Source organism: Pseudomonas sp. 8Z, assembly GCF_902506535.1.
Classification (GTDB): Bacteria; Pseudomonadota; Gammaproteobacteria; order Pseudomonadales; family Pseudomonadaceae; genus Aquipseudomonas.
The window spans coordinates 202194-220706 of record NZ_LR733826.1 but is presented as its reverse complement, the minus strand read 5'-3'; the positions used below and the strand labels follow the sequence as shown (position 1 = coordinate 220706).

The 18513-nt window shown below is 63.6% G+C and carries 19 protein-coding genes and 3 pseudogenes; 9 read left to right on the top strand and 13 right to left on the bottom strand.

Annotated features, from left to right (window positions below):
• The first annotated feature begins 19 nt into the window (after positions 1–19).
• Positions 20–259 (top strand): YheU family protein, encoded by a 240-nt coding sequence (locus tag AERO9A_RS10370; RefSeq protein WP_159971883.1) that lies wholly within the window; start codon positions 20–22, stop codon positions 257–259.
• A gap of 280 nt (positions 260–539) precedes the next feature.
• Here the strand turns inward: AERO9A_RS10370 and AERO9A_RS10365 are convergent, their stop codons facing one another.
• From AERO9A_RS10365 to AERO9A_RS10345, 5 genes and pseudogenes are all read right to left on the bottom strand, one after another.
• Positions 540–1136, bottom strand: a complete 597-nt coding sequence (locus AERO9A_RS10365) for a DoxX family protein (RefSeq protein WP_159971882.1) — start codon at positions 1134–1136, stop codon at positions 540–542.
• Between the two features lie 5 nt (positions 1137–1141).
• The gene (locus AERO9A_RS10360; RefSeq protein ID WP_159971881.1) at positions 1142–1852 is read right to left on the bottom strand and encodes a DUF2063 domain-containing protein; all 711 of its coding nucleotides are present in this window, start codon (positions 1850–1852) and stop codon (positions 1142–1144) included.
• Positions 1849–2691 carry a DUF692 domain-containing protein gene (locus tag AERO9A_RS10355; RefSeq protein WP_159971880.1) on the bottom strand — a complete coding sequence of 281 codons (843 nt, stop codon included), beginning with the start codon at positions 2689–2691 and terminating at the stop codon, positions 1849–1851. The genes AERO9A_RS10360 and AERO9A_RS10355 overlap by 4 nt, the downstream gene beginning before the upstream one ends.
• A 21-nt stretch (positions 2692–2712) precedes the next feature.
• Positions 2713–2988 carry a hypothetical protein gene (locus AERO9A_RS10350; RefSeq protein WP_159971879.1) on the bottom strand — a complete coding sequence of 92 codons (276 nt, stop codon included), beginning with the start codon at positions 2986–2988 and terminating at the stop codon, positions 2713–2715.
• A 317-nt stretch (positions 2989–3305) separates the two neighbouring features.
• Positions 3306–3628, bottom strand: a pseudogene (locus AERO9A_RS10345) (IS110 family transposase); the annotation flags it as partial.
• Position 3629: 1 nt separating this feature from the next.
• Between AERO9A_RS10345 and AERO9A_RS10340 the strand changes: the two are divergent.
• A pseudogene (locus AERO9A_RS10340) lies at positions 3630–3796 on the top strand (IS256 family transposase); the annotation flags it as partial.
• A gap of 155 nt (positions 3797–3951) precedes the next feature.
• Here the strand turns inward: AERO9A_RS10340 and AERO9A_RS10335 are convergent.
• Genes AERO9A_RS10335 through AERO9A_RS10325 form a run of 3 tightly spaced genes read right to left on the bottom strand, consistent with a single transcriptional unit; the run spans position 3952 to position 6466 of the window.
• Positions 3952–4725: a PAS domain-containing protein gene (locus AERO9A_RS10335; protein WP_159971878.1), complete on the bottom strand. Its 774-nt coding sequence runs from the start codon at positions 4723–4725 to the stop codon at positions 3952–3954.
• A complete protein-coding gene (locus tag AERO9A_RS10330; RefSeq protein WP_159971877.1) occupies positions 4722–5372 on the bottom strand; it encodes a response regulator in 651 nt (216 codons plus the stop codon). Before AERO9A_RS10330 ends, AERO9A_RS10335 begins: the two co-directional genes overlap by 4 nt.
• Entirely contained in the window at positions 5369–6466 is a 1098-nt protein-coding gene (locus tag AERO9A_RS10325) for a sensor histidine kinase (RefSeq protein WP_256665911.1), read from the bottom strand. Before AERO9A_RS10325 ends, AERO9A_RS10330 begins: the two co-directional genes overlap by 4 nt.
• 290 nt (positions 6467–6756) lie before the next feature.
• On the opposite strand from AERO9A_RS10325, the gene AERO9A_RS10320 reads away from it, so the two are divergent.
• From AERO9A_RS10320 to AERO9A_RS10295, 7 genes and pseudogenes are all read left to right on the top strand, one after another.
• A complete protein-coding gene (locus AERO9A_RS10320) occupies positions 6757–8127 on the top strand; it encodes an NAD(P)-binding domain-containing protein (protein WP_159971876.1) in 1371 nt (456 codons plus the stop codon).
• Between the two features lie 87 nt (positions 8128–8214).
• Entirely contained in the window at positions 8215–10560 is a 2346-nt protein-coding gene (locus AERO9A_RS10315; protein WP_159971875.1) for a DUF1989 domain-containing protein, read from the top strand.
• A gap of 90 nt (positions 10561–10650) precedes the next feature.
• Positions 10651–11622, top strand: a pseudogene (locus AERO9A_RS22635) (methyl-accepting chemotaxis protein); the annotation flags it as partial.
• Between the two features lie 260 nt (positions 11623–11882).
• The gene (locus tag AERO9A_RS10305; RefSeq protein ID WP_159971873.1) at positions 11883–13253 is read left to right on the top strand and encodes an ammonium transporter; all 1371 of its coding nucleotides are present in this window, start codon (positions 11883–11885) and stop codon (positions 13251–13253) included.
• Positions 13254–13309: 56 nt separating this feature from the next.
• On the top strand, positions 13310–13489 hold the full coding sequence (locus tag AERO9A_RS10300) for a hypothetical protein (RefSeq protein WP_159971872.1): 180 nt from the start codon (positions 13310–13312) through the stop codon (positions 13487–13489).
• 196 nt (positions 13490–13685) lie between these two features.
• Positions 13686–13820 carry a hypothetical protein gene (locus AERO9A_RS22465; protein WP_256665909.1) on the top strand — a complete coding sequence of 45 codons (135 nt, stop codon included), beginning with the start codon at positions 13686–13688 and terminating at the stop codon, positions 13818–13820.
• Positions 13817–13999: a hypothetical protein gene (locus AERO9A_RS10295; RefSeq protein ID WP_159971871.1), complete on the top strand. Its 183-nt coding sequence runs from the start codon at positions 13817–13819 to the stop codon at positions 13997–13999. The genes AERO9A_RS22465 and AERO9A_RS10295 overlap by 4 nt, the downstream gene beginning before the upstream one ends.
• Positions 14000–14056: 57 nt before the next feature.
• On the opposite strand, the gene AERO9A_RS10290 is transcribed toward AERO9A_RS10295, so the two are convergent.
• The 5 genes from AERO9A_RS10290 to AERO9A_RS10270 form a co-directional block, all read right to left on the bottom strand.
• Positions 14057–14398 (bottom strand): multidrug efflux SMR transporter, encoded by a 342-nt coding sequence (locus AERO9A_RS10290; RefSeq protein WP_159972303.1) that lies wholly within the window; start codon positions 14396–14398, stop codon positions 14057–14059.
• Between the two features lie 65 nt (positions 14399–14463).
• On the bottom strand, positions 14464–15594 hold the full coding sequence (locus tag AERO9A_RS10285; RefSeq protein ID WP_159971870.1) for an aminomethyltransferase family protein: 1131 nt from the start codon (positions 15592–15594) through the stop codon (positions 14464–14466).
• 92 nt (positions 15595–15686) lie between these two features.
• Positions 15687–16715, bottom strand: coding sequence for a DUF3445 domain-containing protein (locus tag AERO9A_RS10280; RefSeq protein WP_159971869.1), 1029 nt, complete (start codon positions 16713–16715; stop codon positions 15687–15689).
• A 10-nt stretch (positions 16716–16725) separates the two neighbouring features.
• Positions 16726–17670, bottom strand: coding sequence for a PDR/VanB family oxidoreductase (locus AERO9A_RS10275; RefSeq protein ID WP_159971868.1), 945 nt, complete (start codon positions 17668–17670; stop codon positions 16726–16728).
• Positions 17667–18209 carry a dimethylamine monooxygenase subunit DmmA family protein gene (locus tag AERO9A_RS10270; protein ID WP_159971867.1) on the bottom strand — a complete coding sequence of 181 codons (543 nt, stop codon included), beginning with the start codon at positions 18207–18209 and terminating at the stop codon, positions 17667–17669. Before AERO9A_RS10270 ends, AERO9A_RS10275 begins: the two co-directional genes overlap by 4 nt.
• Positions 18210–18513: the final 304 nt, after the last annotated feature.

The following is an 18513-nucleotide window of genomic DNA, read 5'->3' as shown; positions in this document are numbered from 1 at the left end:
TCCGACTGGAGCGCCCCCCGTGCTGATCCCCCCTCACCTGCTGCAAGCTGAAACCCTCACCGCCCTGATCGAAGACTTCGTCACCCGCGAAGGCACCGACAACGGCGACGAAACCCCGCTGGAAACCCGCGTACAACGCGTACGCCGCGCCCTGGACAAGGGCGAGGCGGTCATCGTCTTCGACCCCGACAGCCAGCAGTGCCAATTGGCGCTCAAGCGCGACGTGCCCAACGAATGGCTCGACGCCCTGCGCGACTAATCCTGAACCCATCCACGCCGGATACTTCTAAAAACGTAGGCGACGACTGCAGGGATGCAGGAGGTAGAGCGAAGCAGGAAGCCAGAGCCAAGGCAGCCAGCACAATACCGATGGCGGCCCCGCAAAAACAGGCGAAAAACGGTCGGAGTCGCGCTCGACTTTACGAGCTGTAAATGAGCATTTGATTCGCTTCACTCACCCCGTCGGGGCCGCGCTAAAGCGCGTTCAGCCTCCGGCTGTGAGCCTGTTTTTAACGCAGTGATGGCAACGCAGTTAGTTTTTAGAGGTGTCCGCAGCGGCGTGCTAGCCAGTAATCGATGCTCAGCCAACGCCCGGCACCACTGAAGAACAGCGCCACCAGCATCACCAGATAGGTGGCGGCGAACTCGATGCCGTTGTTCAGCACCACGAACTTGCCGCTGCCCGTCAGCCAATCGTAATTGCCGTGCTCACGCAAAATCGCCCGCGCCCGTTCGAGCTTTTCCGCCGCTGCCAGCACGCGGTCGTTGGCGAAGGGCGCGGACGGATCGGCAATCGCCTGCCAGCCATAGGGCCAGTGCACGGTGACGATCGCCACCAGCATGGTGATGATCAAAGGAATGCTGATCCAGCGCACGGCAAAACCAAACAGCAGCAGGATGGCGCCACCGGCCTCGGTCAGCGCCGCCGCCCAGGCCAGCAGCTCGGGAAATGGCAGGCCCAGCCCCCAATCCGGGTTGCCGAACCAGGCGGCAGTGGCGTCGATATCGGCCAGCTTGTGCGTGCCGGCCATCCAGAACACCGGCACCAGATACAGGCGCAGCAACAGCGGGCCGAGAAAATCCAGGCGCCGGGAGGCCTCCAGCGCGTCCTGGCAGCGATTGAGCAAAGCGATCATGGCGGTCAGTCCTCGGAATACGGAAACCAGATGTCGCGCGCCTGCCAGTCATCCAGCAGTGCGCGAGCGTTGTCGAAATAGCCACTATCGGCGGCCAGGCCGTGGGCACCGGCCAGGCTTTGTAGTGCCTGCATCGTCGGCTCACCGGCCTGCAAGCGCAGTGCGAGCTGATAGGCGAAGGGCGTCAGTTGCATAAAGCGCACCTTGTCCTGGCCATCACGCCAGACCAGCAGGCAGGTCGGTTCGGCCGGTGGCTGCGTCGGGCAGTGATCGACACCGAGCATCTGCACCGGCCAGCGATACGCCAGCGGCCAAGCCAGAGGCGACCAGCCGCACTCGGGCAACTTCGCATCGCTGACATCCAGCGCCAGCTCAACCCACTCGTAATGCGCCAGCTCCAGCATGAACGCAGGGTCGCCAGGCTCGGCGCGATAACCCTGCTGCAACCAGGCAATGAACTCCTGACTGATCTCAAGAAAGTACGGCGTGCCCGCCCGATGCTCGGCGAAGAACGCGCGCAGCAGCCGCTGCCAGCGCTCGCCCCCGAGCACCCTGCGCAGCACCGGAAAGGCGCTGCCAACTAGGCTGGCGACGTTGTTGAAAAACAGTTCCTCGTAGATCGCCATGCGCTCGCCGCTGATGCCCGGCAACAGCGGCTGCGCCTCGGGCTGGCGAATACGCGCGGCGAAATCGCGCTGCAATTGCACGCTGCTCATGTGCCGTACCTGCTCAGCGGTTGCGCTGCCTGTTGCAGGCTGCGGATATGCGCCAGCTCGGCATACAGCTCGGCCAGCGGCGGGAAGTTGAAGTCGCGCTCCAACAGCGTCGGGCGCACGCCATGCTGCGCATAAGCGCTGCTCAGCAATGCCCACACCGGGTCGATCACCGGCGCACCGTGGGTGTCGATCTTCAGATCTGCCGCCTGGTCGTAATGCCCGGCGACGTGCAAATAGGCGATGCGCTCACTGGGCATCGCGGCGATATAGGCTTCGGCATCGAAGCCGAAGTTCAGACTGTTGACGTAGACGTTGTTGACGTCCAGCAACAATTGGCAGTCAGCACGCTCCAGCACCGCGCGAACGAAATCCGCCTCATCCAACTCGCCGGGCAGGCGCGCGTAGGCCGAGACATTCTCGATGATCAGCGGCCGCTCCAGCACGTCCTGCACGATACGCACGCGCTCGGCGATGCGCGCCACCGACTCTTCGGAAAACGGCAACGGCATTAAGTCATAGAGCAGGCCATCGTCGGCACAGGCCGACAGATGCTCGCTGTAAGCCAGCACGCCATGCGCGTCGAGAAAGCCCTTGATGGCGTGCAGCAACTGCAGATTCAGCGGCGCGAAGCCGCCGAGGTTGAGGGACAGACCATGGCACAGCAACGGCCGGCGCTCGCTCAGGGCGCGCAATTGCTTGCCCAGGCGGCCACCGACGCCGATCCAGTTCTCCGGCGCCACTTCGAGAAAGTCGGCGCCGCTGGCGTCATCGCCGATCAGCTCGGCGAGCAGCCCGCGACGCAGGCCGAGACCGGCGCCGGTGAGGTGTGCGAGGTGCATGATCCGTCCTCCCCTGCGCCCTTACTCGCTCTTCTCGCCACCGCACTTGCCTTCGGCATCGGTCTTCTTGTCGGCGCCGCAGGAGCCTTCCTTGCCTGCCTTCATATCGCCTTTCATGTCACCGCCACATTTGCCTTCACCACAGGAACCTTCCTGCGCCTTCTCACCGGCAGCCAGGCTGTAGCCGCTGCTCAGCTCCTGCGCGGCGAATGGGTTGCTCGCGGCCTGCGCGGTAAAGGCAACGGTGGTCAGCAGTGCGGCGCCCAGGGTGGCAGTCAGGGTATTGAGTTGTTTCATGGCATCTCTCCATCGGCTTCGAATACGGCGCCGGATTGGCGCCCTCGCAGCAATGGACGAGGCAGGGATGCGGGCGTTACAGCCGGCGAAAAATTTTTCGTAGCCCGGATGAAATCCGGGGGCGCTTTGCCCGCAACCCGTCGCGGCTACGACGGCATGGATGCAGGAGGTAGAGCGAAGCAGGATGCAGAGCCGAAAGCCCCTCCCACAGGCACAGAAACATCCACCGCACCGTGGGAGGCGCTTCAGCGGCGAGGCTTCCGATAGCCAGTAGCCGAAGCAGCCACAAGCAAACGGTGGATGAAAAAAGCGTCATCCACGTGCTGGAGCTGTTGCTGATCACGGCCCTTTACTGGCATGGGATGAATGTCGGAGGAACGCGCGACTTACAGCATGGCATCGCAGTCATTACGCTTGGTCTTGCTACGACGGCGATAGGGCAGCACGTACCGAAGATGCAGCAGCCTGACCTGATGACCGAGCGATTGCGCCAAGCGCCCCCAGTAATGCGCTGTGCCACAGGCCTCCATCACCCACTCGACCGGCTCGGCTTGCTCCTGTATATATCGCCGGAACGCCTCTCGGTTCAGCCGCGTGCGCTGCACCACCTGGCCGAAGCGGACACTCTCGGCAACTTGGTNTCAAGACGCGTGGGCACTTCCCGAATGACGAAGCCGCTACCAAATTGATCTGGCTGGCGTTGCGCAATATCACGGCCAATTGGGGCAGAGCCGCGAATGATTGGAAGGGAGCCATGAATCAATTCGCGATCCTTTACGGAGATCGCTTCACCAGGCCCGCCTGGTGAATTCACTGTCCGTCGGGTGACGGGCGTTAACGCCCGCACACAAAAAATCTGACAGTCTCGGCGAAACCACAAACATCAACAAAAACGCGGCAATTCAGAACAAGCTACGGGAGTTTTGGTTGCTGTATGTCAGGGAGCGATGCCCGAAAACGAGACTAAACCACCATCTGCCTCACCACCTCCACCCCACGCTCCATCACCACCCCCTCCAACCCAAGCACCTCCCCCAGATCCGAATACACCCCACACCCCCGCTCGCTGACCCACTTCTCCCGCCCATCGGCACACAGCAGGCGGTATTCGAGCACGAACGGTCGCCGCGCCCGCAGGCCGTCCTGCACGCCGCGCCAGACCTGCTCGCGGTCGTGCGGGTGGATCAGCCCGTTGTAAGTCAGCTCCTGGCTGTCGATCAGCCGCTCGGCTGGGTAGCCGGTCAACTCCAGGCAACCGGCACTGACGTACTCCATGCTCCAGTGGCGGTTGTTGCGGCAGCGATAGACCATGACCGGCAAGCCGTCGAGCAGGTTGCTCAGGCTGCGATGACGCGCGAGCAATTGCTCGCGCTGTGGCATCTGCGCACTCACGTCAGCCAAGGTGAGCAGGTAAGCCGTACCGGTAAAACGCGCCCGTACATCGGCCCAGCGCAGTTCGCCTGCCCGCGTGGTGTAGCGCAGGCAGCCATCCCACTCTGGCCGCTCAGGCCTCAGGGCTTGTAGGCCAAGCTGCCAGGCAGCGTGGTCTTCGAGGTGCAGGAAAGCCTGATGTTCACGCCCCAAGCACTCAGGCGCTCGATAGCCGCTGAACGTCTCCCAGCCATGATTGGCCCGGCACAGCCGTCCATGCGGATCGAGCTGGATCAGCGCCAGAGGCAACTCATCGGCGCCCGGCCAGGGTAATCGGCCAGCCAGCCAACGCAGTAATCCCTTCATGATGTCTCTCCTGAATGGCGATGCACCCAGGCCGCCAGCTCCAAGCGCGAGCGCAGGTTGAGCTTGCTCAGCAGATGCTTGACGTAGACCTTCACCGTGCCGTCGCTGATGCCGAGCTGGCGGCCGATCAGCTTGTTGCTGAAGCCCTCGGCGATCAGCGCCAGGGTCTGCCGCTCCCGCTCGGTCAGTTCGATACGCGCCGCAGACGCAATGCTGTCGCGTTCACCCAGGCTGCTGGCGAGCAACCGTGACAGGGCCGGGTCAAGCCGACTCTGGCCATGGGCACAGGCGCTGACCGCCGCCAGCAGTTCCTCCGGCTCGCTGTCCTTGAGCAGGTAGCCATCGGCCCCCGCACGCAGCGCCGGCAGCACGTCCTCACGCGCTGCCGAGGCGCTGAGCACCATGACGCTGATTTCCGGCTGGTCACGTTTGAGACACTCCAGAGTGTCCAGGCCGCCCTGCCCCGGCATGTGCAGATCGAGCAGGATCAGCGCCGGGCTCAGCTCACGCGCCAGGGCGATGCCTTCGCGGCCACTGGAGACGCTGCCGACCACGCGAAATTCGCCGCTGCTCTCGAACAGTTCGGCCAGGCCACGACGGAGCATGGGGTGATCGTCGATCAACAGCAGGTCGAAAGGCGCGCTCATGCCGCCCCCCAGCGCAGCAGCACGCGCGTGCCGCCCGTCGCTGATGGCTCGATGCGCAACTCGGCGCCGATGGCGGCAGCACGCTCGCGCATGATATGCAGGCCGAAATGCCCGGTCGGCGGCAGGTGCTGCGGCAGGCCGACACCGTCATCGCACACTTCCACGGCGCCGCCATCAGCGCTCGGCCACAGGCGGATCCACACCTGCCGGGCATGGGAATGGCGCACCACGTTGGCCAGCGCCTCACGCACGATCTGCAGCACCTGCAGTTCGCTTTCGGTCGGCAGGCAGTGACCGGGCAGGCGATTGTCCAGGCTGAATACGCAACTGCTGCAGCGGGCGAACTCGGCCACCGAAGCCTCCAGGGCCTGGCGCAAGGTGCGGCCATCCATGGTCAGGCGTGCGCTGCTGATCAGTTCGCGCACCTGGCGCTGTAGGGTGCGCAGGGTGTCGCGCAGCTCTTCGAGCATGACCTGCGCCTGTTCGCCCTGCTGTGGGTCGGCCAGTAGTTGCTGCAAGCGATGGCTGCGGATCTGCAGATACCCGAGCTGCTGCGCCACTGAATCGTGCAGCTCGCGCGCCAGCACACCATGCTCGGCACTCAACTCGCTGCGCTTGAGCCGACGCGCTGCGGCGAAGGCCAGCAGGACTTCGGCCAGTTGCCGAGCGATCTCACGCAGGCATTCGCGCTGGCGGGCATCCGGGCGTTGAGCGAAGGCAACCTGCATTGAGGCGACACGCTCCTGTTCGCTGTGCAGGCCGCACAAGGCGAGAAAACGCCCTTGCGCCAGGCAGCGTTCGCACAGTTGCAGCGAGCCGGGTAATACACCGCCCTGATCATGGCTGCCATCAACGCATGCAAGCGACGCCCCCAGTAGGCGCCAGCCTGGTGCTCCGGCCTGCGGCAGTAACAGGCTGACCTGCTGCGCTTGCAAAGCGTCCGCCAAGAGCGGCAGCAACGCGCGCAACGGCGCCTCGATACAACCCTGTTGCAGGGCGCGCAGTGGCAGCTCCAGCAACGCCTGGCGGTAGGCCGGCATGGTCGCGGCGACAGAGCGCACGGGGAGCAAAGAACGTAGCAGCGCCTGGAACATCCGGCCTCCGTTCGAGCAGAGATTCGCTGCACAGTTGAGCAAGTTCCATGCCCCGCCTATAGGCCGCTAAAGCCCACTGAAAAGAAAGAAAAATTCCCGTAAAGAAATTATTCATTGCACCAATCCGACGCCTGAACGCCTCCGATCAGGGCGGTCAGCTCATTGCCACTACCCCCAAGGAGGTATCCCCAATGAGCGAATTGCAGCCAGAGATGAAGCCCGTAAGGTAATTCCCAGAAGGAAAATTAAATTCCTGAAATTCACCATAAAGATCCGTACGGGAGCGCCTCATGACCACTCGCATCGCCATCATCGGCGCCGGCCCCTGCGGCCTGGCCCAGCTCCGAGCCTTCCAGTCCGCCGCCGCCAAAGGCGCGGAAATCCCCGAGCTGGTCTGCTTCGAAAAGCAAAGCGACTGGGGCGGCATGTGGAACTACACCTGGCGTACCGGCCTCGACGAACATGGCGAGCCGGTACACGGCAGCATGTACCGCTACCTGTGGTCGAACGGGCCGAAGGAATGCCTGGAGTTCGCCGATTACACCTTCGATGAGCACTTCGCTCGCCCGATAGGCTCCTACCCACCGCGCGAGGTGCTGTGGGATTACATCAAGGGCCGCGTCGAAAAGGCCGGTGTGCGCCAGTACATCCAGTTCAACAGCGCCGTGCGCGGGGTCACGTTCGATGAGAGCAGCGGCCAGTTCGACGTCACCGTGCACAGTTACGATCACGACCTCACCCGCACCGAACGCTTCGACTACGTGGTGGTCGCCAGCGGCCATTTCTCCACGCCCAACGTGCCCTACTTCGAGGGTTTCGAGAGCTTCGCCGGGCGTGTGCTGCATGCCCACGACTTTCGCGATGCGCTGGAATTCAAGGGCAAGGACGTGCTCATCGTCGGCGCCAGCTACTCGGCCGAAGACATCGGCTCGCAGTGCTACAAGTACGGCGCGCGCTCGATCACCAGTTGCTACCGCAGCGCCCCGATGGGCTACAAGTGGCCAGAGAACTGGGAGGAGAAACCGCTGCTGAGCCACGTCAAGGGCAGCACCGCGTTCTTCGCCGACGGCACCAGCAAGCACATCGATGCCATCGTCCTGTGCACCGGCTACAAGCACCACTTCCCCTTCCTCGCAGAAGAACTGCGCCTGAAAACCAACAACCGCCTGTGGCCGCTGAACCTGTACAAGGGCGTGTTCTGGGAGGACAACCCCAAGCTGGTCTACCTCGGCATGCAGGACCAATGGTACAGCTTCAACATGTTCGACGCGCAGGCCTGGTACGCCCGCGACGTGATCCTCGGACGTATCGCCCTGCCCGACCACACCGCCATGCACGCCGAGGACCTGGCCTGGCGCGAGCAGGAGCTCACCCTGAAGAACGCCCAGGAAATGTTCGAGTTCCAGGGCCAGTACATCCAGACCCTGATCGACGCCACCGACTACCCGAGCTTCGATATCGCCGCAGTGAACCAGACCTTCCTCGACTGGAAGCACGACAAGTACGACGACATCATGGGCTACCGCAACAAATGCCACCGCTCGCTGATGACCGGCACCCTGGCCACGCCGCACCACACCCCCTGGCTGGAGGCCCTGGATGACTCGCTCGAAGCCTATCTGGCCGATTCGCCGCAGGCGGTCATCAAGGCCGTGGGCTGAACCGCACCCAAGCTGCTCGACACGCGCCGTAGGGTGGGCTTCAGCCCACCACTGACGCCTCAATCGGTAAGAACCCAGGTGCCTTGCATGCAGATGCCCGTGATTTCCCGACCATACGAGCCGGCGCTGTTCGCCCGCGCCCCTGGCCTGGAGCGCCATCGCGTCGCCCCCGGCGGCCTGACGGTGATCGCCCTGGAGCCGGGTGACCGGCTGGACGTGATCGACCTCGAAGGCGACCAGCGCGCCGAGCTGCTGGCCTTCGACGAAACGGGCCGCGAAGCGCTCGCCGCCCTCTGCCTGCAAACCTGCCCCGGCGCCGACTTCATCGGCCGTCTGCTCAGCGATGGCAGCCGCGAATCGCAGCACGTCGCCAGCGGCCTGCGCAAACGCCATATCGACTCTCGCCACTTACCCTCCGCTGCGCGCCTGTGGCCAGACGACACACCCGCCGGTTTCAGCCGCAGCCTGAGCGCCAACGCGGCGCTGCTGGTCATCGTCGCCGCCCCCGGCGGACAGACAGCGGTGGACAGCCAACAGCGCGCCAGCGAACTGCGTTTGATCATCCAACGCGCCAACCCGTCGAGCCTGCTGATTCCCACCCTGCCAGCGCCGCTCGGCGAGGTGGTCGACGAATTCACCATCGCCCCCGGCACCGCGCGTGACTACATCGTCGCCCCCGGCCAGTACATTCAGGTGCTCGACGTTGCCGGGCGCCAGTGTTCGGACTTCGTCGCCTTCGACCGCCGTGGCCTCGATGCGGGTCGCGAGATCGACCTCGACCCCACCGTCACTCGCACCCTCAACGGCAGCGCCTATCCGGGGCCCGGCCTGTTCAGCCGCTTCTTCGACCGCGACCTGCAGCCGATGCTGGAGGTGGTGCGCGACACCGTGGGCCGCCACGACACCTTCGCCCTGGCCTGCACCGCGCGTTACTACGAGGCACAGGGCTATTTCGGCCACGCCAACTGCAGCGACAACCTCAGCCGCGCACTCGCCGCCCATGGCGTGCAGGGCCGGCGCGGCTGGCCGGCGATCAACTTTTTCTTCAACACCGGCGTCGACGCCCACCAGCAGCTCACGCTGGATGAACCCTGGTCACGCCCCGGCGACTACGTGCTGCTGCGCGCCCAGCGCGAGCTGGTGTGCGCCAGCAGCTCCTGCCCGGACGACATCGACCCGGCCAACGGCTGGCAGCCGACCGACATTCATATCCGCGTGTATGCCGACAAGGAGCGCTTCAGTATCGCCATGGCCAACCGCAAAACGCCCGACGCCGACCCGGTGCTGACCCGCGAAAGCGGCTTTCATCCGGGCACTTCCGCCCTCACCCGCCAGTTCGTCGATTATCGCGGCTGGTGGACGCCCACCCAGTTCGACGCTTACGGCACGCTGGCCGAATACCACGCCTGCCGCGAGCGGGTGGCGGTGATGGATCTGTCCGCCCTGCGCAAGTTCGAGGTGCTCGGCCCCGACGCCGAGGCCCTGCTCAACCACTGCCTGACCCGCGACGTGCGCAAGCTCAGCGTTGGCCAGGTGGTGTACAGCGCCATGTGTTATGAGCACGGCGGCATGCTCGATGACGGCACGCTGCTACGCCTGGGGCCGGATGCCTTTCGCTGGATCTGCGGCGAGGACTTCGGTGGTGACTGGCTGCGCCAGCAGGCCGAGAAACTGGGTATGAAGGTGTGGATCAAGTCCGCCTCCGAGCAAATCCACAACATCGCCGTGCAAGGCCCGAGCTCGCGCGAACTGCTCAAGCAGATGATCTGGACGCCGGGCACCCAACCGAAGCTAGAAGAGCTGGGCTGGTTCCGCTTTCTTATTGGCCGACTGGACGACTACGACGGCCCACCGCTGATGGTGTCGCGCACCGGCTACACCGGTGAGCTGGGCTATGAAATCTGGTGCCACCCGAATGATGCGATGCAGGTCTGGCAGCGCCTGTGGCAGCTCGGCGCCCCCCTGGGCCTGGCGCCGCTCGGCCTGCACGCGCTGGACATGCTGCGCATCGAAGCGGGGCTGATCTTCGCCGGCTACGAGTTCAGCGACCAGACCGACCCGTTCGAGGCTGGCATCGGCTTTTGTGTGCCACTACAGGGCAAACAGGACGACTTCATTGGCCGTAACGCCCTACTGCGGCGCAAGGAACACCCGATGCAACGCCTGGTGGGCCTGGAGCTGGACGGCAACGAAACGGCGGCCCACGGCGACTGCGTGCATATCGGGCGAGCCCAGGTCGGGGTCATCACCAGCGCCACACGCGCACCACGACTGGGCAAGAACATCGCCTTGTGCCGCCTGGCAGTGGACTACTGCACGCCCGGTACGCGCGTGGAAGTCGGCAAGCTCGACGGCCAGCAGAAACGCATCGGCGCCAGCGTCGCGGCCAGCACCGTCGCCTACGACCCGGAGAAGCTGCGGGTACGTGCCTGAACAGGGCATGCGCCGCAGCAGGCGATCTTGGACAGCTAATTGCTAGGCAAGCACAGAGTGCTCTCGTCAACGTCCAAGGAGGATCGGCCAATGTGGTTCAGCAATACGACCCGAAACCTGGCCAGCGAACTCAATCAGTGGCTCGAACACCTGCTCAGCCACCGCCAACCGGCAGATGAACGTCCCCATCTGCAACAACAGCCGCAGTTGCTCGGCAGCCTGCAGCGCCTGCAACATGACTGGGAAGAACTGCAGCGCATTCGCCAACACAGCGAACAACTGCCCCCACCGCCCTGCAGCGCCGCCGAATATGCCGCCCTGCAACAGCGCCTGGCACAAGCCGAACAGCAATGCGCCCTGCTCGAAGATGAGCTGCGCGCCAGCCATGCGCAGAATCAGGACGTCGCTGCCGAGCGCGCCCACTGGGAAGAAGAGCGTCAAGTCTGGGAACTGACCAAACGCACCCTCACCGAAGGCTGTTGGGCAATGAACGTGGTAGGTGGAGACCCCGACCACCCGCAGAACCTGATCCGCTGGTCCGAGCAATTTCGCGAACTGATCGGCTACAGCTATGCCGAGTTTCCCGACGGCTGGGACAGCTACTTTCAGGTGGTCAACGCCGAAGATCTCAAGGCCGTGATGCAAGCCTTCAATGCCTCGATGGTGGACAAAAGCGGCGACGGTTTCTACGCCGTGGAGTACCGCATGCGCCACAAGACCCGTGGCGAGGTCTGGTTCCGTGAACGTGGTCGCTGCCTGCGTGATGCTCAGGGCAAGCTGCTTTATGTCACCGGTGCGGTGCGTGAGATCACCGATGAAAAAGCCGCCGCCAGCTTGCAGGAGCGCGAGCAAGCGAGCATCCAGGCCACCTACGGGCAGATTGCCCAGGTCGCCGGGGTGATCAAGGGCATCGCCGAGCAAACCAACCTGCTGGCGCTCAACGCCGCCATCGAGGCCGCCCGTGCCGGCGAGCAAGGGCGCGGTTTCGCCGTGGTCGCCGATGAAGTGCGCAACCTAGCCAGGCGCACCCAGGAATCGGTGCAGCAGATCCAGGGCATGCTGCAGAAAAAGCCATGAGATGCGACCCATTTTCAGGCGCAAGCACAGCACGATGAACACAAACGGGGCACTTTTTAACCAGATATTTCCAAACAGGCACGCCCCTGGCCTGCTGAGCAAAACAGCTTTCTGGCATAAGGATTGCCTATTCACCATGCGAACTTTTTATAACTACAGATAAAGCTAGGGCCCACGCGGCGCATCCCTTCAGTTCCACTGCCATGACCGACAGACATTCCAAGAACAGCATCGAGGATTGATAGATGGAAGAGCAGAAGACACCCACTCTGGAGGAGCTACAGGCTCTGATAGAGATGACCAACACCCTGAATATGGAAATATTCTACTGGTGGTGTATCGCCCTGATGATCTGCATTCACGTGGGCTTCCTGTCATACGAGATCGGCGCTTCGCGACTGAAGAACGCGCTGGCAGCCGGGGTGAAGAATATCCTCGCCTTCGGCTTCATCGTACCCAGCGTGTTCCTGGTCGGCTGGGCGGTCTATAACGGCTTCCCGGACGGCATCGTGCCACGCATGGATGCCATCATGGCCGGCATGCCCTGGAGCCAATCCATGGGGCCGAACATCAGCGATAACGCCACCGGTATCTTCTGGGCCGCCTTCGCCATGTTCGCCGCCACTACCGGCTCGATTCTCTCCGGTGCGCTGATCGAACGTACGCGGATGAGCGCCTTCATCATCATGACCATCTTCCTTGGCGGCTTTCTCTGGCTGGTGGCGGCGTCCTGGGGCTGGCACCCGGAAGGCTGGCTGACCGTCAAATGGGGCTTCCATGACGTCGGCGCGGCCGGCTGCGTGCACATGATCGCCGGCTTCTTCACCCTGGCGGTGGTGATCAACCTCGGCGCGCGTATCGGTCGCTTCAATGCCGATGGCAGCGCCAACGCCATCGTCGGTCACAGCATGCCGATGAGCGTGGTTGGCCTCATGCTGATCATCGTCGGCTTCTTCGGCTTCCTCGGCGGCTGCATCATCTACAACTCGGGCGCGCAGTGGATCAACATTTACGGCGCCCCCACCAACCTCTCGGCCTTCGCCTTCAACACCCTGATGGGCTTTGCCGGCGGCCTGATCGGCGCCTACCTGACCACCCGTGAGCCGTTCTGGATGATGTCCGGTGGCCTGGTCGGAATCATCTCGGTGGCACCGGGTCTGGATCTGTACCACCCCGGCCTGGCCTATCTGATCGCCATGGCCGTCTCGGCCACCGCACCGCTGGTCAACAACCTGCTGCTCAAGTTCCGCCTCGACGACGCCGTCGGCGCCTTCGCCGTGCATGGTTTCGGCGGTTTTGCCGGCATCGTCATCAGCGGCATCTTCCTGGCCGGTTACCCGAACGTGAACGGCATGCCGCCGATCAGCTTCTTCGGTCAACTGGGCGGTGCCGTGGTCATGGCCGCGCTGGGCTTCATCCCCGGCTACCTGATCTCCTACGCGCTGAAAAAAGCCGACCTGCTGCGTGTACCGGCACATGCCGAGGAGCGTGGTCTGGATCTGACCGAAGTACCGGCCCAGGCCTACCCGGAATGGACCTCGATGTACGGTTCGAGCACCAGCGTCGGCGGCAGTGAGCCGGCACCGCTGGCAACCACCGCGCCGAAATCCGCCTGACTTACCTTTTGCAGCCTGGCCGCATACGCGGCCAGCTCCATTGCGAGGAACACAGCATGAGCATCACCACCTACGAAGGCGCCAGCGCCGTATTCACCTTCGCCGACAAACCCGCCATCCTGGTTTTCATCAGCCTGCTGGTGGCCGGCGTCAGCCTCTATGCGCTGATCGCCACCATGATCCATGAGAAGCACAGCTACGCCCTACCCGACGAAGATCTGCCCAAACTCAAGTAAGCCCTCTGGTCGACGGCTCCTGCCGTCGACCCTTTTACGCTCCCCCCTCTCACCTAGCCGCTGCGTTGATCTGGCACCGTCCGTCAACGCAGCGGCCCTCGCTTCAGACATATCGCTGGCCAGCAATGGCTCAAGGCGTGGCCGCGGGGATCTACTGCATATCGCAGAAAGCAGCACGCTCGCAGCCTTGCAGCGCATGCAGCAGAACCTGCGCCAGGTTCAAGGCATCGACAGCTCCTCACACGCTGAGGCTCATTGCAGCCAGGCGTTGAGCGAATCGAGCCAGCGCAACGCCGAAAGCGTCGCCACGCTCAGCGTGAAGTGGAAATGATCGCCACCGCCGCCGAGGAACAAAGCTCAGTGGCCGAGCTGATCAGCCATGGCTTCGCCTCGGTACGCAACAGCGCGGAACAATCGGCAGCCGCCTTCCACAACGCTCGCCGGGAAAGCGAGAGCCTGGCGCGCACCAGCGTGGCCGGGCGCGAGAACATCGCCCGCGTCCAGCTCTGAGCTAGTGCGCGGCCCGGCACCGGCCGCGCACGTCAGGTCAGGTCAGGTCAGGTCAGGTCAGGTCAACGGTGTAGGCGTGAAGAGCTTCAAGCCAACAATGCCGCCAATGATCATCAACAAACACAGGCTGCGCAGCAGATTCAGGCTTTCGCCCAGAAACAGCGCACCGTAGACCACGGTGCCCAAGGTGCCGATACCAACCCACACCGCGTATGCCACGCCCAGCGGCAGCACGCGCACGGAAAGGCTCAGCAGGTAGATGCTGAGCAACAGGAAAAAACCGCAATACAGGCTTGGCCACAAACGGGTGAAACCATCGGTACGCGGAATGATCGAGGCGTAGAACACCTCGCACAGCCCCGCCAGCAGCAAAAATCCCCAGCCATTGAACCAGGCCATCGCACGCTCCTTGGTAAACATCAGGCGGGCCATGCTCCATGGCCCTGTTCCTTAATCAGCCCTCATCAGCCCTTGGCGGTACGCTTTTTCTTCTCCGGGTCGTCGAACGGCAAACTGTGGGCGATGGCCTTGACCGCCAGGCTGCCTTTGACTTCCAGCGCCGCACCCTGCTCGGCATAAGGCACGTCCATGCGGGCGATGGCCATGGATTTGCCGGACAGCCGCGAGTACATGGCGCAGGTAATCACGCCCACCTGCTTGCCGCCGGCCCACAGGGTGTCACCGGCCTCGGCCGCCTTGTCGCCGTCGAGCAGCACGCCGAAGATTTTGAAGCGTTCCTTGCCCTGCAGGCGACGATGCTCGGTGGCACCGCGAAAATCGCCCTTGGTCGGCGACACGGTGAAGTCCAGGCCCAGCTCCCAGAGCGTGTCGCCAGCCGGCTGATCAGCGAAGGGGTACATCTCTGAGTTGTCGTAGGGGAAGAACAGCAGGTAGCTCTCCACCCGCAGCCAGTCCAGCGCGGTAAAGGCGCAGGGGATGATGCCCAGGCCCTTGCCCTGTTCCAGGATGCTGTCCCAGATGGCCGGCGCGTCGGCGGCCTTGCAGAAGATCTCGTAGCCGCGCTCGCCGGTATAGCCGGTGCGCGAGATCATCACCGGGCAGTCGAACAGCTTGGTCTGCAGATGATGAAAGTACGGCAGCTCGCGAATGCCCGGCACATGCTCGGCGAGAAAATCCACCGCCAACGGGCCTTGCAGCGACAGGTCGTGCAGATCGTCGTCGAACAGCACCGCCACCTGACGGCCCTGGGCCGAGCGCACGAGCATCTCGTGGCCGTTGCCGGAACCGTGTACCACCATGAAGGCGTTGGGGCCGGTGCGGTAGATCACGCAGTCGTCGACGAACTTGCCGGCCTCGTTGAGCATGGTGGCGTACACGCTCTTGCCCGGATAGACCTTGGAAATGTCGCGGCTGGTGGCGTACTCCAACAGACTTTCGGCATGCGGGCCGACGTAGTGCACCTTCTTCAAACCGGACACGTCCATCAGCCCGGCACGGGTGCGGATCGCCTCGTGCTCGTCGGCCAGGTCGCTGGCGTAAGTCCAGGCGGTGCCCATGCCACTCCAGTCTTCGAGCTTGGAACCCAGTGCACGGTGACGCTCGGCAAGGGCGGAAATACGCCAGGAATTAGCCATGTCAGTGTCTCCTGTCATTCATCGTTGAGCCTGCGCATGCAGGCAGGGTTCTGCCCCCTCGCCCATTTGTGGGCGAGAGAACTCGGCGGTATTCAGGCGGCCTGGGCCTGCGGGTCGAACTGGCGCAGCCAATCCACCACGGTCTGGCGGTAGCGGGTCATGCCCTTGTAGTCGGCGATTTCATCCGGCAGATCGCGCAATACGCGGTGCAGGCGGCAGGCCCAGGCTGGATTGGTGGCCAATTCTTCCAGGCTGATCAGGTAGGTGCGGATGCCGAACAGCAGCGCATTGCTGCGTGGCAGGCGCGGCATGAATTGCAACTCGACGCGCAGGTGCACCAGGCGTGCGACATTCTCCGGCGTCACCAAACCGCGCTCATGGCCCCACTCATGAAAGGTCTCCGGGGAAGTGTCCAGGCGTGGGTTGATGGTCATGGTCCAGTTCAGGCGGCGTACCGGCTGGCCGACCTGAATATTCAGCAGGTACTTGAGCGCGCGGTCGAACACCCCTAGCTGATGCGCCACCCCCGGCACCGGCGCGTGCCACTGCTTGAAGCTCATGCCGGCGTCGAACTTGATCGACCAGTCCGCCGGGCAAGTGACCATGCCGGCGTCCATGAACAGGTCGCCATCGCGCTGATCGAGCACGGCGAAGTCGCCCTGTGCCTGGCGCGTGATGTACTCCAGCGGCTCGAACGGCAGCGTGCTGGCATCGCCGAAGGTAAAGCGCTGCTCGATGCCCAGCGGGCGATTGGTCCACAGCCACTGATCGCCGTCACGCACGAGGGCGAAATGCTCGGGATAGTCGGCGGCCAGGTGCTCCATCAGCATTTCCAGGGTGTCCCAGGCGGCTTGGGCCATGTGCGGCAGCACCAGGCAACGCTGCGGGTCTTGCTCCAGCACGCGGGCACGCTCGGCCATCTCCGAGGCGTAATGCTCGTCGATGTCGAACCAGTGCGCGTACACCGACCCCGGCTCGCGCGGCGTCGCCGGTTCGAGATTGACCGAGTACATGTAACTGTCCTCGGGGAACGGGAAGGGAAAACGGGCGATGGCCTCGGGGCTGTTGCGGAAGGTGAAATCGCCTCGATAGGTTTCCAGCGGCTTGATCACGACAGGCATAGCGAACTCCTCAAAGATCGAGCAGCAGCGTGCCGGAGCAGCCGCCACGGGAAACACAGGGCATCAGCGCCTCACCGCGCTGTTGCTCATCCAGGTAGTGGTCGCGGTGCTCCACCTCACCGCTCAGGTAACGTGTGGTGCACTGCCCGCACACCCCGCCCCGACACAGGTTGGGCACGTCCACACCGGCGGCCTCCAGCGCTTCGAGCAGGCTGTGGTCGCCCGGCACCTGCAGGCGCTGGCCACTGCGCGCCAGCTCGACGCTGAACGGCTGGCCCGGCTCCGGCGCGGCAAAGGCCTCCCAGTGCACGCGTCCGGCCGACCAGCCCTGAGTCTCGGCCAGTGTTCTGATTTCATTGAGCAGGCGCTGTGGGCCACAGACATAGAGATGGCTGCCAAGTGGCTTGTCGCGCAGCAGCCCGGCACAGGCCAAACGCTGCCCCGCTGCGGCGTCGTAGCCATGAAAACGCTCACCCAGGCGCTCGCGTAGCTCGTCGGCGTAGGCATCGGTCAACCCGCTGCGGTAGGCGTAGTGCAGCTCGAAAGAGGCGCCGCTGGCCTGTAACTCGGCCAGATAGGCCATGAACGGCGTGATGCCGATGCCACCGGCAAGCAGAATGTGATGGCGCGCCTGCGAATGCAGGGCGAACAGATTGCTCGGCACGCCGATGTGCAGACGGTCGCCGACCTTGACCTGCTCGTGCAGGTAACGCGAACCACCGCGCGAAGCCTCCTGCAAGCGCACGGCAATGCGGTAGATGCCGTTCTGCCGTGGATCACCCAGCAGTGAATAGGCGTTGCGCAGCGTGCGTTCAGCCGTGGGCAGCAGCACCTGCACATGGCTGCCGCAAGAAAACCCCGGCAGCACGCCATCGACAGCAGCGAAGCTGAACTCGCGCACCACGGGCGTCAGTTGGCGCACCTGCGTGACCTGCACCTCGATCATCGCGCTCATGCCTGCACCTGCTGCGCATAGGGGGCGTCCGGGTCAATGCACACGCCCATATAGGCGCCCAAGCGCTGCGAAAAATGCTCGCGTACCAGCAGCCTCACCTGGCACTGCGCGCAGGTGCACTCGCCCTCATTGCCGATGTCCTGCAAATACCCACAGTGCACGCAGTACAGGCGACGGCGCGCACCTTGCTTGAACAGTTCGATCTCGTCACCGAGCAAACCGGCCTGCAACGCCAGGTGCTGCACATGCCAGAGAAAGCTTTCATCGCCACACACATAAAGCCGAGTGCCGACCTGCGCCTGCTCCAGCAGCATCTGCAAACGCAGATACAGGGCCTCGGGGCTGGGCAAGCACTCCTGATCGCGGGCGGGCGACACGGTACCCAGACACAACAGCAGAGTCGGCGCCGGATGATCGAGCAAGGCACGGGCCGCACTCGCCTGCTGAGCGACCACAATGCGGCGGCTAGCCGACTGGTCGGAAGCCTGGCTGGCATAACGCGGGGTACTGAACAGAGGTTCGGCACTGGATGCTGTCATCGCAAACCCTCCAGGATGAAAGCAAGGCAATAGTCGATCGCCCTCCAAGCAAATTCCCATGGAGAACTTTTTGTTCTCAAGAAGAAAGCATGGACTGTGCCATTCCCGTCAACTCCCGGCAGCGCTGGCGCCGCTCAAATCCGCCTACGCAGAGCATCACCACACTGCACAAACGCAGAGCAGCACGCGCCGTCACGGCGCACACAGACCTCAACTGAACAAAGCACTTGAGCGGCGAAAAAACGCCCGTCTTGCAGCGCGGCATAAGTGCCTGGATTTTTGTAGCCAATAAATGGCGTAATAA

Bases quoted from the DNA above. Each gene is read 5' to 3' on its own strand.
- AERO9A_RS10365 (WP_159971882.1), bottom strand. From the start codon at position 1,136: ATGATCGCTTTGCTCAATCGCTGCCAGGACGCGCTGGAGGCCTCCCGG.
- AERO9A_RS10360 (WP_159971881.1), bottom strand. From the start codon at position 1,852: ATGAGCAGCGTGCAATTGCAGCGCGATTTCGCCGCGCGTATTCGCCAG.
- AERO9A_RS10355 (WP_159971880.1), bottom strand. From the start codon at position 2,691: ATGCACCTCGCACACCTCACCGGCGCCGGTCTCGGCCTGCGTCGCGGG.
- AERO9A_RS10350 (WP_159971879.1), bottom strand. From the start codon at position 2,988: ATGAAACAACTCAATACCCTGACTGCCACCCTGGGCGCCGCACTGCTG.
- AERO9A_RS10335 (WP_159971878.1), bottom strand. From the start codon at position 4,725: ATGAAGGGATTACTGCGTTGGCTGGCTGGCCGATTACCCTGGCCGGGC.
- AERO9A_RS10330 (WP_159971877.1), bottom strand. From the start codon at position 5,372: ATGAGCGCGCCTTTCGACCTGCTGTTGATCGACGATCACCCCATGCTC.
- AERO9A_RS10325 (WP_256665911.1), bottom strand. From the start codon at position 6,466: ATGTTCCAGGCGCTGCTACGTTCTTTGCTCCCCGTGCGCTCTGTCGCC.
- AERO9A_RS10320 (WP_159971876.1), top strand. From the start codon at position 6,757: ATGACCACTCGCATCGCCATCATCGGCGCCGGCCCCTGCGGCCTGGCC.
- AERO9A_RS10315 (WP_159971875.1), top strand. From the start codon at position 8,215: ATGCAGATGCCCGTGATTTCCCGACCATACGAGCCGGCGCTGTTCGCC.
- AERO9A_RS10305 (WP_159971873.1), top strand. From the start codon at position 11,883: ATGGAAGAGCAGAAGACACCCACTCTGGAGGAGCTACAGGCTCTGATA.
- AERO9A_RS10300 (WP_159971872.1), top strand. From the start codon at position 13,310: ATGAGCATCACCACCTACGAAGGCGCCAGCGCCGTATTCACCTTCGCC.
- AERO9A_RS22465 (WP_256665909.1), top strand. From the start codon at position 13,686: ATGCAGCAGAACCTGCGCCAGGTTCAAGGCATCGACAGCTCCTCACAC.
- AERO9A_RS10295 (WP_159971871.1), top strand. From the start codon at position 13,817: ATGATCGCCACCGCCGCCGAGGAACAAAGCTCAGTGGCCGAGCTGATC.
- AERO9A_RS10290 (WP_159972303.1), bottom strand. From the start codon at position 14,398: ATGGCCTGGTTCAATGGCTGGGGATTTTTGCTGCTGGCGGGGCTGTGC.
- AERO9A_RS10285 (WP_159971870.1), bottom strand. From the start codon at position 15,594: ATGGCTAATTCCTGGCGTATTTCCGCCCTTGCCGAGCGTCACCGTGCA.
- AERO9A_RS10280 (WP_159971869.1), bottom strand. From the start codon at position 16,715: ATGCCTGTCGTGATCAAGCCGCTGGAAACCTATCGAGGCGATTTCACC.
- AERO9A_RS10275 (WP_159971868.1), bottom strand. From the start codon at position 17,670: ATGAGCGCGATGATCGAGGTGCAGGTCACGCAGGTGCGCCAACTGACG.
- AERO9A_RS10270 (WP_159971867.1), bottom strand. From the start codon at position 18,209: ATGACAGCATCCAGTGCCGAACCTCTGTTCAGTACCCCGCGTTATGCC.